This window comes from Plesiocystis pacifica SIR-1, from assembly GCF_000170895.1.
GTDB classification, from domain to species: domain Bacteria; phylum Myxococcota_A; class Polyangia; order Nannocystales; family Nannocystaceae; genus Plesiocystis; species Plesiocystis pacifica.
The window spans coordinates 20,287-34,701 of sequence record NZ_ABCS01000102.1 but is presented as its reverse complement, the minus strand read 5'-3'; the positions used below and the strand labels follow the sequence as shown (position 1 = coordinate 34,701).

Genomic DNA, 14,415 nt, shown 5'->3' with positions numbered 1-14,415 from the left:
ATCGTGTCCGCAAGCGCGATCCAGACACCGAGATCGATCTCATGATCAGCACCGACACTCTTTCCGAGGGCGTCAACTTTCAGGACGCCGACACGCTCATCAACTACGACCTCCACTGGAACCCCACCCGCCTCATCCAACGCGCGGGCCGTATCGACCGCCTCGGCAGCAAGCATGATGAGATCCACATCTGTGGCTTCGTGCCGCAGCGCGAGCTCGAGGCCGACCTTGGCTTGCTCCAGATCCTACAGCGGCGGATCCGCGAGTTCGTCGAGGTCTTTGGCGAAGACCTCTGAGCCGAGCTGGACCACCGAGCACGAAAAAAGGGCCCCACGCGGGGCCCTCTTTCGTGGAGCGGCGCTCTACTCAGTCGGTGACGGTGATGCGGACCATCTGCACCGGGGTCTGGGGGCGATCGCCGCGGCCGGTGGGGGTCTTCTCGATCTTCTGGACGACGTCCATGCCCTCGGTGACCTTGCCGAACACGGGGTGCTTGGACTGCCCGGGGGTGAACCAGTCGAGGTAGTGGTTGTGCACGGTGTTGATGAAGAACTGGCAGCTGCCGCTGTTGGGGCGGCCGGTGTTCGCCATCGACAGGGTGCCGGGCTCGTTGGACAGCTTGGCGGTGTGCTCGTCCTGGATGCAGCCATCGGGGCCGTTTCCGGTGCCGGCGCGGCTGCTGTTGGGGTCGCGGCTGTTGGGGCAGCCGAACTGGATCATGAAGTTGTTGATGACCCGGTGGAAGTGCAGTCCGTCATAGAAGCCAGCCTTGGCCAGCTTGATGAAGTTGCCGGCCGTGATCGGCATCTGGTCGGTGAAGAGCTCGACCTTGAAGGTGCCGAGGGAGGTCTCGAAAGTGGCGGTCGGGTTGGCCATGGCGGCACGCTATCACACCGCTGGAGGCGGGGCTGCTGCCCGCTCAGAGCAGGTGGCGGGCCTTGATCTCGAGGTAGCGGGTGATCAGCGCGGGCGTCAGGTCCTCGGGGTCGACGTCGAGGATGAGCGCGCCGCGGCGCTCGAGCTCGCGGAGCAGGCCCTCGCGCCAGCTGAGCAGCTCGGCGGCGGCGCCCCGAGTGTAGAGGTCGACGTCGCGGGTCATGGGCTGGGCCGCGCCCGCCGAGGCTGCGCCCGCGCTCGCGCTGCCGAGGGCCGGCCGCTTGACGCTGCCGATCGCCCGCCCTTCGAGGAGGGCGTCGACGTCGTTGTCGCGGAACACGACGATCAGCGGGAGGTGGCGGGGGTAGAGCCCGCGGGTGACCCGGAGCAGCTCGTCGGCGGCGCGCTCGTCGATGACCTGGGTGAACAGCACGACCATGGTCCGCTGGCGCACGCGCAGGTTGAGGGCCGAGAGCGCCCGCCCGGGGTCGGACTCGACCATCGCGGGGTGCAGGGCGTAGCTGGCCTGGATCAGCCGCTGCACGGCCTTGCGCCCGCCGGAGGGGCTGACGAAGGTCTGGACCTCGTCGGCGTAGCTGAGCATGCCGACCAGGTCGCCGTTGCGCGAGGCGACGTGGCCGAGCATCAAGGTCGCGTTGAGGGCGTGGTCGAAGAGCGAGATGCCGCCGACCTCGGCGGTCATCAGCCGGCCCGCGTCGAGGGCGAACATCAGGTTTTGGTTGCTCTCGAGCTGGTACTGGCGAGCGGTGACCTTGCCGCGGCGGGCGGTCGCCTTCCAGTCGATGGACCGGAACTCGTCGTCGCGGCTGTAGTCGCGCAGCTGCTCGAACTCGGACTCGCCGCCCAGGCGCCGGGTGGTGCGCATCAGCGCGTGGTGCCGGTCTTGGCGGGCGAGCAGCTCCCAGGTGCGGACCTGCTGGACGTCGGGGTAGACGCGCACGCGCTGGTGGGCGGGGAAGCGGACCTGCCGCTTCCACAGGTTCAGCGGGCTCTGGTAGCGGATCACGATGTCGCCCAGGGCGTAGGCGCCGCGCTTGGTCGGGGTGACCTTGAAGCGCTCGACGGCGCGTCGGCGCGGGCGCAGGCGGATCGCCATGGGCAGCTCGTCGGAGCTGGCGTGGTCGAAGAGCTCGCAGGTCAGCTCGACGTTGAGGGGTCGCCGCGCCCGGCTGCGCAGCTCGACGGTGACCGGGTTGGTCCGGCCGATCGAGAACACCTCGGCGCAGCGCCGGCTGACCGTGACCAATTTTTTCGAGGTCAGCAGCGCGTCGACGATGGCGAGGGTCACGATCGCCGCGTCCGCGATCAGCATCGGCCCACGCATGGTCTCGTCGAAGGGGATCATCGCGGCGAAGATCACCGGGACGACCGCCAGCCAGACCATGGCGCGGTTGGGGATCAGCATGTCAGGCCGCCGTCTCCGGGACCGGGACCTCGCGGAGGATCGCCTGCACGCAGTCGTCCGCGGTGACCCCCTCGATCTCGGCGTCGGGGTGCAGGACCAGGCGGTGGCGGAGGATCGGCGGGGCGAGCTGCTTGACGTCGTCGGGGTTGACGTAGGCCCGGCCCTCGCTCGCCGCCCGGGCCCGGGCGCAGGTCAGCAGCGCGATCGAGGCCCGCGGCGAGGCGCCCAGGTAGACCGAGCGGTGCGCCCGGGTGCGCCCGACGATGTCGGTGATGTAGTCGAGGATGCCGTCGTGGACCTGGACCGTGCGCACGGCGGCCTGCATGCCCAGGAGCATCTCGGCGGTGCAGATCGTCTTGACGTTGAGGGTGTCGAGGTCGCCGGCGTCGAAGCCCGTGACGTAGTTGTGCAGCAGCGCCTTCTCGACGGCCCGGGTCGGGTGCTCGACGTGCAGCTTCATCAAGAAGCGGTCGAGCTGGGCCTCGGGCAGGGGGTAGGTGCCCTGGGACTCGATCGGGTTTTGGGTCGCGATGGTGAAAAAGGGCCGCGGCAGGGGCCGGGTTACGCCGTCGACGGTCACCGAGCGGTCCTGCATGGCTTCCAGGAGCGACGACTGGGTCTTGGCCGGGGCGCGGTTGATCTCGTCGGCGAGCAGCAGCTGGGTGAACACCGGCCCGGGCAGGAACACGAACTGGTTTTGCTGCTGGTTGAAGACGTTGCCGCCGGTGACGTCGCTGGGCATCAGGTCCGGGGTGAACTGGATGCGCTTGAACTCGCAGCCGAGCACCCGGCCGAGGGTGCGGACCAAGAGGGTCTTGCCCAGGCCCGGCACGCCCTCGATGAGCACGTGGCCCCGGGCGAAGATGGCGAGCAGCACCTGCTCGACGAGGTCCTCCTGGCCGAGCAGGACGCGGTTGATCTCGGCGCGCAGGGCAGCGTAGGTCTGGGCAAAGGTCGGGGCGTTCGGGGCGTTCATCGGGGTCGCGATCGAGGGTCTGCGAGGGGGAGCGGGGAGGGGTTCAGCGCGGGCCGCCGGTGTCGTCGAGCAGGCGCGCGAGCTCGCGGATCAGCCGCAGGTCCGTGCTGCTGCCGCCCGCGCCCGAGCCACCCTCGCGGGCGTCCTTGGCCATGAGCAGCAGGCGCATGATCTCGGACTCGTCGCGACCGGTGCGCGCGGCCAGGGCGGTGGCCAGGCCGTGCAGGCCGCCGCCGGCGCGGCCCGAGCCCACGGCCCGCTCGCGCAGGCGCTCGAGGGCCCAGACCGAGTAGAGGTAGGCGGCGTGGCGGGAGGCCCGGGCCTGGGCGTAGCGCTGGCCGAGGGTCTGGACGTGCTCGGCGAAGGCCCGGCGGGTCCGCGCCTCGGGGTCGCGCAGGCGGGCGAAGGGGATGCCCACGGCGGCGTAGAGCACCGCGAGGAACAGCAGGATCTGGACGAAGAGCCAGCCGAGCTTGCTGTTCTCGATGGACTCGAAGGGGTTGTCCGAGCCGCCCGCGTCGCCGCCGGAGCTCATCGAGCCGTAGGGCACGAACTCGACCTGCTCGATGTCGCTGCGGCGCATCAGGTTGACCACGAAGGCGCCGTTGTCCTCGACGATCAGCGCGGCGTTGGTCATCAGGTCGGGCTCGGCGAGGACCACGATCTCGCCGGCGCCGAAGTGGCGGCTGACGGCGTAGTCCTGCTCGGGCGCGAGCTGGGCGTCGTCGTCGTCGCCGTACCACCACGGCTCCTCGCCGTAGCCGCCGCCCTGGCCGGGGCCGGGGCGGACCAGCAGGGACTCGTGGGGCATGTCGGCGACGAAGGTGTCCTCGAGCACGCGGCCCGTGGGCGCGCGCAGGGTCAGGTCCGAGAACATCCAGTTGTAGTTGGCGGTCAGCTCCGGCGAGTCGTGGAGGTCCGTGCCGTAGCGCAGGCCGATGCGCTCAGGCAGGTCCATGCCGGTGGCGACGACGAGCAGCCCGCCGTGCTCGACCCAGGTCAGCAGCTCGTCCCAGACCTCGGGCTCGAGCTCGACGTACTCGAGCAGGACGATCGCGCCCTTGGTCTGGCGCAGGCTCGAGCGGTCGAGGCTGCGCAGGCGCGTGCGCGCGTCGATGTCGTGCTCGCGCAGCAGCTCGGCGATGGCGCGGGCGCCCGAGGGGCCGTCGCCCAGGCCCATGACCGCGGCCCGCTCCATGAGCGGGTCGACCTCGCGCTCGCGGGCCTCGCCGTAGTCGTCGTCGTAGTCGTCCTCGCAGCTGGTCATGCTGCCGAGGCCGAACATCAGCGCGAGGGCCAAGGTGGTGCGCCCGACGATGGCCAGGACCTTGGCGCGCACGCTCGCGTAGCGGCCCCCGTCGGCCGCGGCCGCGCCGAACTGGACCTGCTCGACCTCGCGGACGACCCCGCGGACCTCGTTGCGCAGCCCCGAGTTGGCGCGCAGCTCCCACAGGTAGTCGCCGTTGGTCTTCCACGGGTCGAGGATCACCAGGCGCTCGCCCTCGAGGCGGCGCAGCAGGGCCGCGTAGGCGTGGTCGATGGCGCCCTCGTCGTCGCCGCGGCCGTGGGCCTCCTCGGCCAGCCGGAGCAGGCGCTGGACGTCGGTCTCGACGATGCGCGCGGCCTGGACCTTGGCCGCGACCAGGGAGGTGTCGGGGCTGGCGGCGTCCGCGTCGGCGATGGGCTCGTCGTCGTCGTCGTCCTCGTCGCGCACGAAGTTGCGGGCGATCAGGTAGCCGATGCCCAGCACCGCCGCGATGATCACCAGCCACATCAGGACCTGGGCGAAGCCGCCGAGGTTGGGCAGGGTGACCTCGACGGGCTCCGGGGGGTCGGGCGGATCCGGAGGATCGACGTCGACGGGATCGGGCGGATCGGAGTTGGGCGTGGCCGGATCTTTGCCGTCCGGGTCGGAGGAACCATTTTTGGGGTCGCCGCCCTGGGAGCTGGAGCCGTCGCCGCCCTTGTCACCGCCCGAGCCGCCTTGACCGGAGCCGTTGCCGTTGCCGGAGCCGTTGCCGTTGCCCGAGCCGCCGCCTTGGCCCGAGCCGCCCTGGCCAGCGCCGCCGCCTTGGCCCGAGCCGGAGCCCGAACCCTTGCCGCCGCCCTTGCCACCGCCCGAGCCGCCACCGGCACCGCCGCCGCCGCCGCCAGGACCACAGGGCCCTCCGTGGGCGCCGTCGCAGGGCTCTCCGTTCTCGCACGGCCGGTCCGACAGCTCCCCCCACTCGAAGGTGACCGTCGAGACCTCGCGGCCGCAGACCAGCTCGTAGCCCGGGCAGCGCTCGATCTGCGCGTCGAGGGCGAGCTCGCACCAGCGCTTTTCGTCCCAGTCCCGGGGCACGTAGTCCGTGCCCGCGCGGCAAAAGTCGTAGTGCTCGCGGTCGAGGACCTCCTCGACCTCCGTCGCCACGCCGTAGGCGCCCTCGGGGCTCCCCGCCAGCCACAGCGCCGGCACCAGCCACAGCAGCGAGCCGCTCACGCCCGAGCCTCCTGGTGCTGCTGGCCCTGCTCGCGGACCTGGATGGCCATGAAGCGCAGCTGCACGTCCCAGCCGTCCCGGCGGGTGCGCTGGTCGACGTAGGCCAAAAAGCGCGCCGTCGACCAGAAGGGGACGACCAAAAACAGGCCCAGGAGCGCCGCCATGGAGATGCCGTCGTCAAACAGGGAGCCCAGCGGCATGCCCAGCTGGAGCACGAACTCGAGCAGCCCGTAGTTGAACAGGCCCTCGGCCGACATCACGAAGGCCATCGCCGCCAGGCTCATGAGCAAGAGCAGCCCGGCGGTGCTCATGGCGTTGACCTTGACCATGCCCTGGCCGCGCTTGAAGGCCGCGGACGGCCCGGCCTGCTCGAGCAGGCAGGCCTCGTGGGAGAAGGTCGTCTGGGCCCAGCCCCACAGCGGGGGGATGATCAGGAAAAAGCCCAGGGAGGTCAGGGCGATGAGCAGGCGGGTGAGGATCAGCGTGCCCAGGTAGGCCGGGAGGCGGCGCATGTACTGGCCCAGGACCTCCGCGGCGCCGATGTCTTCGGCGAACATCATCCGGCCCACGGCGACGGTGAACACGCCCTGGAGCGGGGTGACGATGGCCAGGGCGAGGAGCCAGACGTCGAAGGGGTCCAAGTCGAGGAACCAGTAGACCGCGACGGTGGCCAGGTAGGCCGGGAGCAGGGTCGCCGCCGAGAGCTTCGCGTAGAGCTTGGCGGCGGGCTCCGTGCAAAAGCGCAGGGCCAGGTCGAGGGTCTCGGACATGCTGCGCGGACGCAGCACGATGCGCGCGGCGTCGAGCTTCACGGCGTGGCCTCCTTGGCCTCAGAGGAGGCGGCGCTCGGTGGGGGTGGTGCGCCCGCCGCTGCCTTGGCGACGCGCTCGCGCCCGGCCCAGCGCCCGCCGAGGAACAGCCACGCGCCGACCAAGGTCCAGTTGAGCCCCGAGACCGCCCACTTGATCGGCGCCGGCACCGAAGACGGCGACCAGTAGCCCTCGATGAAGGCCGCGATCACCAGCATGACCGCCGCGCCCATGATCAGGTGGCCCAGCTCCCCCGCCTGGCTGCGCAGCGAGCCCAGGCGCGTCAGCCCGTCGGTCTTGATCAGCGCCCAGCCCATCTGCAGCCCGGCGCCAGTCGAGATGACGATCGCGGTCATCTCGAAGGGGCTGTGGCCGCACACGAAGGTCATGATGTTGTGGCCGTAGCCCACGCGGACCACCCAGCCGATGCTCACGCCCATGACCACGCCGTTGTAGACGGCGTAGAAGATGCTCCCGAGGCCGAACAGGATGCCGGTCGCGAAGCAGCGGAAGGCGATGCCGACGTTGTTGAAGATGTAAAAGCCGGCCATCTCCGAGTCGGTCGCGGCGTCGCGCCCGGCCTCGAAGCCCTCGGTGTACATCGCCTCCATCATCATCAGCTGCGAGCGCGGGAGCACCGTCTCGGCGAACTCGATGGACGCCAGCGTGCCGAAGAAGCCGAAGGCGTAGGGCACCCACAGCAGCAAGTTGGCGATCAGGAACAAGCGCCAGCGCTTGCGCAGGGTGCGGGGGAAGTGGTGGGCGACGAGCTCCCACAGCGCGCTCAGGCGGTAGGCGCGGGCGCCGTAGAGGGCGTTGTGGGCCCGGCCGGCGAGGCCCTCGAGGTAGCGGACTACGTCCGGGCCAAAGTTGGACCGGGCGCGCATCAAGTCGGCGCACACGCTGCGGTAGAGCGTGGCGACCCTGGAGATCTCGTAGGGGGACTTGCGGTGGAGCTCGCGGCTCGAGGTCAGCAGGTCCTCGAGCTCCGACCAGCTCGCGCGGTGCTGGGCGATGAATTCGTCCTGGTGCTGGGGCGCGCCGGGGGCCTTCTTCTTTTTGGTCTTGGTCTGGCCGCCGCGGGCCCGCGACCGCGCCGAGGTCGAGCCGCTCATGACCAAGCTCCGGGCGTGGGGACCGAGCTGGGCGTGGGAGCTTGCGTCGCCACCTGGTCGGGCTGCGCGGCCTGGCCAGGCTCGGCGAGGGTCGGCTGGACTTCGGGGGCTGGCTCGGGGGCTGGCTCAGGCTCGGGCGCGGGCGGCCGGGCGATCTCGTTGAGGGGTGAGCCGCTGGGGTTGTGAGCGCTGCGGGCCCGGCCCCGACGCCCGCGCCGACCTCGACGCCGGCGCCCTCCGCCCTCGATCTTCCGCTTGGGGGTCTCCTTGACCGGCTCGTGACCCCGCGAGCGCGCGTAGATCAGACCCAGGAAGCGGACCGAGTTGGTGTAGCGGGTGTTCATGCGCGCGGCGAAGATCGGGGCGACCAGATCGGCGAGCTCGACGACTCGACCCGGGGCGAGGTGAGGGATGCGCCGCAAGAACAGCTCGATGGCCTCGAGCTCCTCCCGGGAGACGGGCGGGTGCGCCGGCAAGCTGTCGAGCTCCTTGGCCGTGGGCGGCGGCGCCAGGGTCAAGCGACCGCTGATCTGCCCGCGATCTTCCACGACCACCACCGTGCCCGCGACCATGTCGCCGAGGCGGCGAAACTTGGGGTCGCGGCCCATGACCACCAAGCCCACGGCGTAGCCAAAGGGCAGGAAGTCCGCCGCGCGCAGCAGGTTGCGGAGGATCGAGTCGAGGGCCGTCAGCGAGCGCCCGTCCTCGCCCACGGTGCGCAGCTTCATGGCCCGCTTGCCCGGGGTCCGGCCGCTCCACAGCGACTCGAACAGCACGTAGTAGAACCAGTCGAGCAGGAAGTAGATGACCAGGATGGCGCCGGTCGAGAAGCCGTCGAGGTCGCCCGTGGCCACGCCGACGAGGCCCACGAGGAAGGCCAGCGCCAACAAGATGGCGAAGCGGACCAGCAGGTCGATGAGGTAGGCCGCCGCTCTACGCGTGGGCCCCGCGAGCGGGTGGCCAAAGCGGACGTGCTCGGGCGTCTCGATCTCCGCTGTCGTGTCGAGGGGCGCAGTGACGACCGCGTCCTGCGTGGGCTGTGCCGCTGCACCCATGGACACCCCCAGGTTGGACGCAGGGTGTGCGCCAGTCAAGGTGAAGTGCTCGCCACCAAAACGAGAAGGTGACCGCATGGGTCACCTTCTTGTGGTTCAGCCGGGAAGCACCCCGCCGCTCGGCGTGTTCGATGGGGCTTGCCCGCTCGACGACTGGCTCGGCTACTGGCTCGGCTACTGGGCCCGGACCCGCTCGATGAGCTCCATGTGGCTCTGGGTCGCCTCGCGGATCGAGGACAGGCGCTCGAGGATGGTGTCGGCGTTGGTCGTCTGACCCTGGTGCGCCGCCGAGAGCTGGCTGACCTGCTCCGAGATCTCCTCGATGGCTTGGGTGATCTGTCGACTCCCGCGGGTCTGCTCCTGGGTGGAGCGCTCGACGTGGCGGGTGATGGACTTCATCTTCTCCGCCGACTTCATGATCTGCTCGGCGCCGCGGGCCTGCTCGGAGGTCGCCGTGGCGACCTGCTGCACGGTGGTCGCGACGACGTTGATGGCGTCGGTGACCTGCTTGGAGCCCTTGGTCTGCTCGACCGTGGCCCGGGCGATCTCGCGGACCATCTGCGTGGCTCGGCGGGCGGCGTCGGAGATGCGCTTGAGGGAGTCCTCCGCCTGATGGCTGACGCGCACGCCGTCGTCGACGGACTTGCTCGAGCGCTGGACGGCCTCGACGGCGTTGTAGCTCTCGCGCTGGACCGCCTTGATGATCTCGGCGATTTCCTTGGTGCTGGTCGCGGAGCGCTCGGCCAGATCCTTGATCTCGTCGGCGACGACGGCGAAGCCCTTGCCGTGCTCGCCGGCCTGGGCGGCGATGATCGCCGCGTTGAGGGCGAGCAGGTTGGTCTGCTCGGCGACGTCGTCGATGACCGAGAGGATGCCCCCGACCTCGCCGATGCGCTGGCCCAGGCGGCTGATGACCGACACGGCGTCCGCCGAGTAGGTCTTGATCAAGTTGATCACCTCGATGGTCCGGTTGATGGCGTCGACGCCACCCTCGGCGGCCCAGACCACCTCCTCGGACAGCTGCGCCGTCTCGTTGGCGTTGTTCTCGACCTCTTGAATCGAGATGTCCATCTCGTTCATCGCCGAGCTGGTCTCCTCGGCCGTGGTCGACAGCGCCTCGATGTTCTTGGCGACCTCCTTGACCGAGAAGGTCATCTCCTCGATGGAGATCGCCGTCTCCTCCACGGACGAGGCGAGGTTGAACATGCTCTCGGCGACCTCGTCGTTGGCCGCCGCCATCTGGAGGATCGAGCTCGAGCTCTCCTCGGCGTTGCTGGCGAGCTGGTCCACGGAGTTGGCGATGCTCTCGAGGCCCGAGCGCATCGAGGTCAGGGCGTGGAGGGTGCCGTCGATGTCCGGCGCGACGGACAGTATTCCGCCCTCGAGCTCCTTGAGCATCAAGGTGCCCTGCTCGCCGAGGCCCGAGGCGTTCTCGAGCTCGACCCGCGCCGTGGCGACTTGCTGACGAAGATCGTCGCACTCGCTGCGGATGCTCGAGCCCTCCTCGCGCAGGCGCTTGACCTCCTGTCGGGCCTCGTCGCGGTCCGCCCGCGCGTCCCGAAGATCGGCGCGGACATCCTTGAACTCCTGTCGCAGATCCGCGAGCTCGGCCTCGAGCTCGGCAACGCGATCGTTCTCACCTTCGCCGTTATCCTTTTTGGCCTTCGCCATCTGGCCGCGATTTTACGGACTACCGCGCCCAGCGGCCAGCATTGTGACCATTTGGCCCGACTTCCTGGTCCGGTCTGGTCCGCGTGAGGCCGATCACTGTCCGTCTGTGCGGCATGACGAGCGCTCGGTGGCCTCGATGAAGGCGTCGAGCTGGCGCAGGGCTCGGGCGAAGGTCTGCGGGCGCGCGCGGGTCGAGCTCAGAAATTCGATGGCCGAGCTCAGGTCGACGAGGGCCGCCGCCTCGCGCCAGCCCGGCGGCAGCTCGAGGACCGAGGACAGGGCGTCGGCGAAGGCCCGGGGTGGGACGGCGCCGCGGGTGGGATCGCGGCGAGAGAGGTTGCCGAGGTCCATGGCCGGGTCGCCAGCGTGGGCGAACTCCCAGTCGAGGATGCCCGTCAGCGCGCCGTCGTCCGCGACCAGGAGGTTGGTCGGGTTGAGATCGCCGTGGACCAGCCGGGGCGTGGGAGCTCGCGCGGGTGAGGCCGCCTCGGCGATCGCCATGCACCGCAGCAAGGCCGCCGAGCGCTCGGGGCCGAGGCGTTCGCCAGCGGGCGTGTTCGCCAGGGCGTGCGCGACGTAGCCCCGGACCCCACCGTCCCCGCCGTCCCCGCCGTCGAAGTCCCAGGCCTCGACGCGCAGGGCACCGCTCGCGTCCCCGCGCAGATCACCGTGGGCCGGGAAGCTGCGCCCGTGGATCCGCGCCAGCGCCTCGCCGAGGCTCCGCCCAGCTCGCGCCCACTGTTCGTCGTCGAAGTCCTGGCCGCGGGTCGCCAGCGGGCGGCCCGGGAGGAACCCGAGCACGACCGCTGGTGCCCCGCCGGCCTCGCAGCAACCGAGCAGCCGCGGCACGGGGAGCTCGCTCAGCGTGGGCAAGAGCGCCGCCTCCTTGTCCCGGACCCGCGCTCCCTCGCTTCCGCCGTAGACGCGCAGCACGAGCACGCCCGTGTCGGTCTCGACGCGGTAGCAGCTGTTGCTCGCGCCGCCGCTCAGCGGCGTGGCCGAGATCAGCCTCGCGCTCGATGCGACCTGCGCGAGCGCAGACACGATCGCGGCCGCGTCGAGGGTGATGAAGCTCGAGCGCCGCTCCACGCTCGGTCGTTCAGGGCACGTGGACTTCGGTCAGGTACTCGCGGGTGACCTCGAGGCTCTCGGAGTCGACCATGAACACCTTGGCCTTGCCGACCTGCCCGTCGAACTCCACGACCAGCCAGATCTCCACGGCCCACGCGGTCGAGTGCGCCAGGCAAGGCGGCACCCAGCCCACGACCACGGCGGAGCCGAGGGCGTCGTTTTGCCGGGCCTTGTAGGCGGCCTGGTAGCTCTCGAGGCCCTTGACGGCGGACAGGGCGGCCCGGGCCACGGGCGGGCGGACCTCCTTGCGCCAGTCGCTGAAGAAGCGGAATTCCTCGAAGCTGGTCGAGCCGGGGCGGAGCACGGCGATGTAGGTCTCGCTCGCGTCGAGCTCGCCGTAGTCGGGAAGATCGAACTCCGGGTAGACGTTGTCCGAGGCGATGGCCTGGTCCCGGGCGCGGATCTGGGTGTCGAGCAGGCGGGCCTCGTGGCGGCTGTAGGCGGTGTAGATCCGCAACAGCATGTAGTCGCTCGGCAGGGAGTGATCCCAGTCGAGGATGGCCCGGACCGCGGCGTACTGGTTGGAGCCGTAGGGCACGAGCTCGGGCACGGACTCGTGCAGCTTCTCGTGGACGTCCGCGCCGACGCCGAGGCCCTGATCACTCAGGCGCACGTGCACGCGCAGCTCCTTGAAGGCGCGCTCGACGAGCTTCGCTGGCGGCTCGCCGGGCGGGGGCTTGCCCTTGTTCTTGTTGCGCCCAAACAGACTCACTGGCTCGCTGCCACCTTTCGTGCGCGCTCCTCGACCGTGGTGCGCAGGCCATGGATGATCCGCGAGATCGCCGGCTGCTTCAAGCGCAAGCTGGCCGCGTTGACGATCAATCGGCTGCTGACCTCGAAGATGGTCTCGACCTCCACGAGCGCGTTCTGGCGCAGGGTCTCGCCGCTCTCGACCAGATCGACGATCTGGTCGGCGAGGCCGGTGATGGGCCCCAGCTCGACGCTGCCAAAGAGCGGGATGATCTCGGGCTGGATGCCCTTGGCCCGATAGTGGCGGAGCGCGCAGCGGGGGTATTTCGTCGCCACGCGCAGGGTCATGCCCCGGCGCAGGCCCCCGGCCGTCTCGCGGGGCTGGGCCACGGCCATGCGGCAGCGCCCGATGCCCAGGTCGACGGGCTCGTAGAGGTCGCGGCCTTGCTCGAGCAGGGTGTCGAGGCCGGCGATGCCGACGTCCGCGATGCCGTGCTCGACGTAGGTCGGCACGTCGACGGGCTTGACCAGCAGCACCCGCTCACCGGTGGGGAGGTCGAAGAGGAGCTTGCGCCCGACGCTCTTCAGGGCCGGGGCGATCTCGACACCTGCGGCTGCGAGCAGCGGCGTCGCCTGTTCGAGGATGCGACCCTTGGGGAGGGCCCACGTGATCTGTTCAGGCACCGGCCCCATGATACCTCGCGATCTGGGCGCCGAGGGGGCTAAGGCGCGCTTCGATCGCTTCGTAACCACGGTCGAGGTGGTAGACTCGCCGGACCTCCGTGGCCCCCTCGGCGACGAGCCCCGCGAGGACCAGGGACGCGCTCGCGCGCAGATCCGTGGCCATCACGGTGGTGCCGGAAAAGCGCGTCGGGCCGCGGACCACGGCCGTGTTGCCGTTGACGACGATGTCCGCCCCGAGCCGGTTGAGCTCGGGGACGTGCATGAAGCGGTTCTCGAAGATGGTCTCGCGAATCACGCTCGCGCCGTCCGCCATGCACGCGAGGACCATGATCTGGGCCTGCATGTCCGTGGGGAAGCCGGGGTGGGGGCGGGTCGCGACGTCGATGGGGCGAATGCGCTCAGGCCCGATGACCCGCAGGCCCTCGGCCTCGACCCGGCACTCGACCCCGGCCTCGATGAGCTTGTCGATGACCGCGCGCATGTGGTCCACGGGCGCGTGCTCGAGCAGCACGTCCCCGCGGGTGATCGCCGCGGCCACGGCGAAGGTGCCGGCCTCGATGCGGTCAGCGAGGATCGCGTGATCGATGCCCTCGAGCCGGTCGACGCCCTCGATCTCGATGGCGTCCGTGCCCGCGCCGCTGATCTGCGCGCCCATCTTGTTGAGCAGCACGGCGAGCTCTTGGACCTCGGGCTCGCGGGCGACGTTCTCGAGCCGGCTCGAGCCCTTGGCGAGGACCGCGGCCATCATCACGTTCTGCGTGCCGCCGACGGTGACCTTGTCGAAGTGGAAGCGCCCGCCCTCGAGGCGGCCGTGGCTGGCCTTGGCGCGCACGTCGACGTAGCCGTGCTCGAGGGTGACCTCGCCCCCGAGGGCCTCGAGGCCCTTGAGGTGCTGATCGATGGGCCGGGCCCCGATCGCGCAGCCGCCGGGCAGGGACACCCGCGCCTGGCCGTAGCGACCGAGCAGCGGGCCCATGACCGTGACCGAGGCGCGCATGGTCTTGACGTGCTCGTAGGGCGCCTCGAGGCTGCCCGAGCCCACGCCCGTGGGGTCGATCTCGACCACGCGCTCGTCGACGTCGGCCGAGACCTCGCAGCCGAGCTCGCGCAGGAGCTTGTTCATGGTCGAGACGTCGGTCAGCCGCGGGACGTGGCGCAGCCGGGTCTTACCGTCGGCGAGCAGGGCCGCGCACTGGATCGGGAGGGCCGCGTTCTTGGCTCCGCGAACGGGGATGCGGCCGACGAGGCCGGTGCCGGGGGAGGCGGGGGGCTTGCCAATGACTTCGAGCTTGTCCATGTCGGTCGATGTACGCCTGGCTCCGGGCTCGCCTTCCGCGGGGTCCCGGGACAGCCCGACTGATTTGGGCCGCCGGAGCCTCGCACGAATCCCGGGGATTTGCTCGATGGACTGGCACCGGAGGCCGGGCCATGTGCGGCCTTGGCTCCGGCCCGAATTCCGGCCTGGGAAACCGGCGGCGATCACGGACCTGGAGTCGAAGG

Annotated in this window: 13 protein-coding genes; 1 reads left to right on the top strand and 12 read right to left on the bottom strand. The window is 70.4% G+C overall.

Going from position 1 to position 14,415, the window contains the following annotated elements:
* On the top strand, window positions 1-296 hold a 296-nt coding region (locus PPSIR1_RS33660; protein WP_006975721.1), incomplete at its 5' end, for a C-terminal helicase domain-containing protein.
* 70 nt (window positions 297-366) lie between these two features.
* Here PPSIR1_RS33660 and PPSIR1_RS33655 read toward each other — a convergent pair.
* From PPSIR1_RS33655 to murA, 12 genes are all read right to left on the bottom strand, one after another.
* Window positions 367-876, bottom strand: a complete 510-nt coding sequence (locus PPSIR1_RS33655) for a peptidylprolyl isomerase (RefSeq protein ID WP_006975720.1) — start codon at window positions 874-876, stop codon at window positions 367-369.
* Window positions 877-919: 43 nt separating this feature from the next.
* Entirely contained in the window at window positions 920-2,302 is a 1,383-nt protein-coding gene (locus tag PPSIR1_RS33650) for a DUF58 domain-containing protein (RefSeq protein ID WP_006975719.1), read from the bottom strand.
* A gap of 1 nt (window position 2,303) precedes the next feature.
* Entirely contained in the window at window positions 2,304-3,278 is a 975-nt protein-coding gene (locus PPSIR1_RS33645; protein WP_006975718.1) for an AAA family ATPase, read from the bottom strand.
* Window positions 3,279-3,321: 43 nt separating this feature from the next.
* On the bottom strand, window positions 3,322-5,760 hold the full coding sequence (locus tag PPSIR1_RS44595) for a DUF4350 domain-containing protein (protein ID WP_006975717.1): 2,439 nt from the start codon (window positions 5,758-5,760) through the stop codon (window positions 3,322-3,324).
* Window positions 5,757-6,572 (bottom strand): hypothetical protein, encoded by an 816-nt coding sequence (locus PPSIR1_RS33635; RefSeq protein WP_006975716.1) that lies wholly within the window; start codon window positions 6,570-6,572, stop codon window positions 5,757-5,759. The genes PPSIR1_RS44595 and PPSIR1_RS33635 overlap by 4 nt, the downstream gene beginning before the upstream one ends.
* Window positions 6,569-7,684 (bottom strand): stage II sporulation protein M, encoded by a 1,116-nt coding sequence (locus tag PPSIR1_RS33630; protein WP_006975715.1) that lies wholly within the window; start codon window positions 7,682-7,684, stop codon window positions 6,569-6,571. Before PPSIR1_RS33630 ends, PPSIR1_RS33635 begins: the two co-directional genes overlap by 4 nt.
* Window positions 7,681-8,739: an RDD family protein gene (locus tag PPSIR1_RS33625; RefSeq protein WP_045117284.1), complete on the bottom strand. Its 1,059-nt coding sequence runs from the start codon at window positions 8,737-8,739 to the stop codon at window positions 7,681-7,683. Before PPSIR1_RS33625 ends, PPSIR1_RS33630 begins: the two co-directional genes overlap by 4 nt.
* Window positions 8,740-8,913: 174 nt before the next feature.
* Window positions 8,914-10,410 carry a methyl-accepting chemotaxis protein gene (locus PPSIR1_RS33620; RefSeq protein WP_006975713.1) on the bottom strand — a complete coding sequence of 499 codons (1,497 nt, stop codon included), beginning with the start codon at window positions 10,408-10,410 and terminating at the stop codon, window positions 8,914-8,916.
* 93 nt (window positions 10,411-10,503) lie between these two features.
* A complete protein-coding gene (locus PPSIR1_RS44590; RefSeq protein WP_006975712.1) occupies window positions 10,504-11,499 on the bottom strand; it encodes a phosphotransferase family protein in 996 nt (331 codons plus the stop codon).
* Window positions 11,500-11,509: 10 nt separating this feature from the next.
* On the bottom strand, window positions 11,510-12,253 hold the full coding sequence (locus PPSIR1_RS33610; RefSeq protein WP_006975711.1) for a hypothetical protein: 744 nt from the start codon (window positions 12,251-12,253) through the stop codon (window positions 11,510-11,512).
* Window positions 12,250-12,924 (bottom strand): ATP phosphoribosyltransferase, encoded by a 675-nt coding sequence (gene hisG, locus PPSIR1_RS33605; RefSeq protein WP_006975710.1) that lies wholly within the window; start codon window positions 12,922-12,924, stop codon window positions 12,250-12,252. The genes PPSIR1_RS33610 and hisG overlap by 4 nt, the downstream gene beginning before the upstream one ends.
* The gene (gene murA, locus PPSIR1_RS33600; RefSeq protein WP_006975709.1) at window positions 12,908-14,212 is read right to left on the bottom strand and encodes a UDP-N-acetylglucosamine 1-carboxyvinyltransferase; all 1,305 of its coding nucleotides are present in this window, start codon (window positions 14,210-14,212) and stop codon (window positions 12,908-12,910) included. The genes hisG and murA overlap by 17 nt, the downstream gene beginning before the upstream one ends.
* Between the last annotated feature and the right edge of the window lie 203 nt (window positions 14,213-14,415).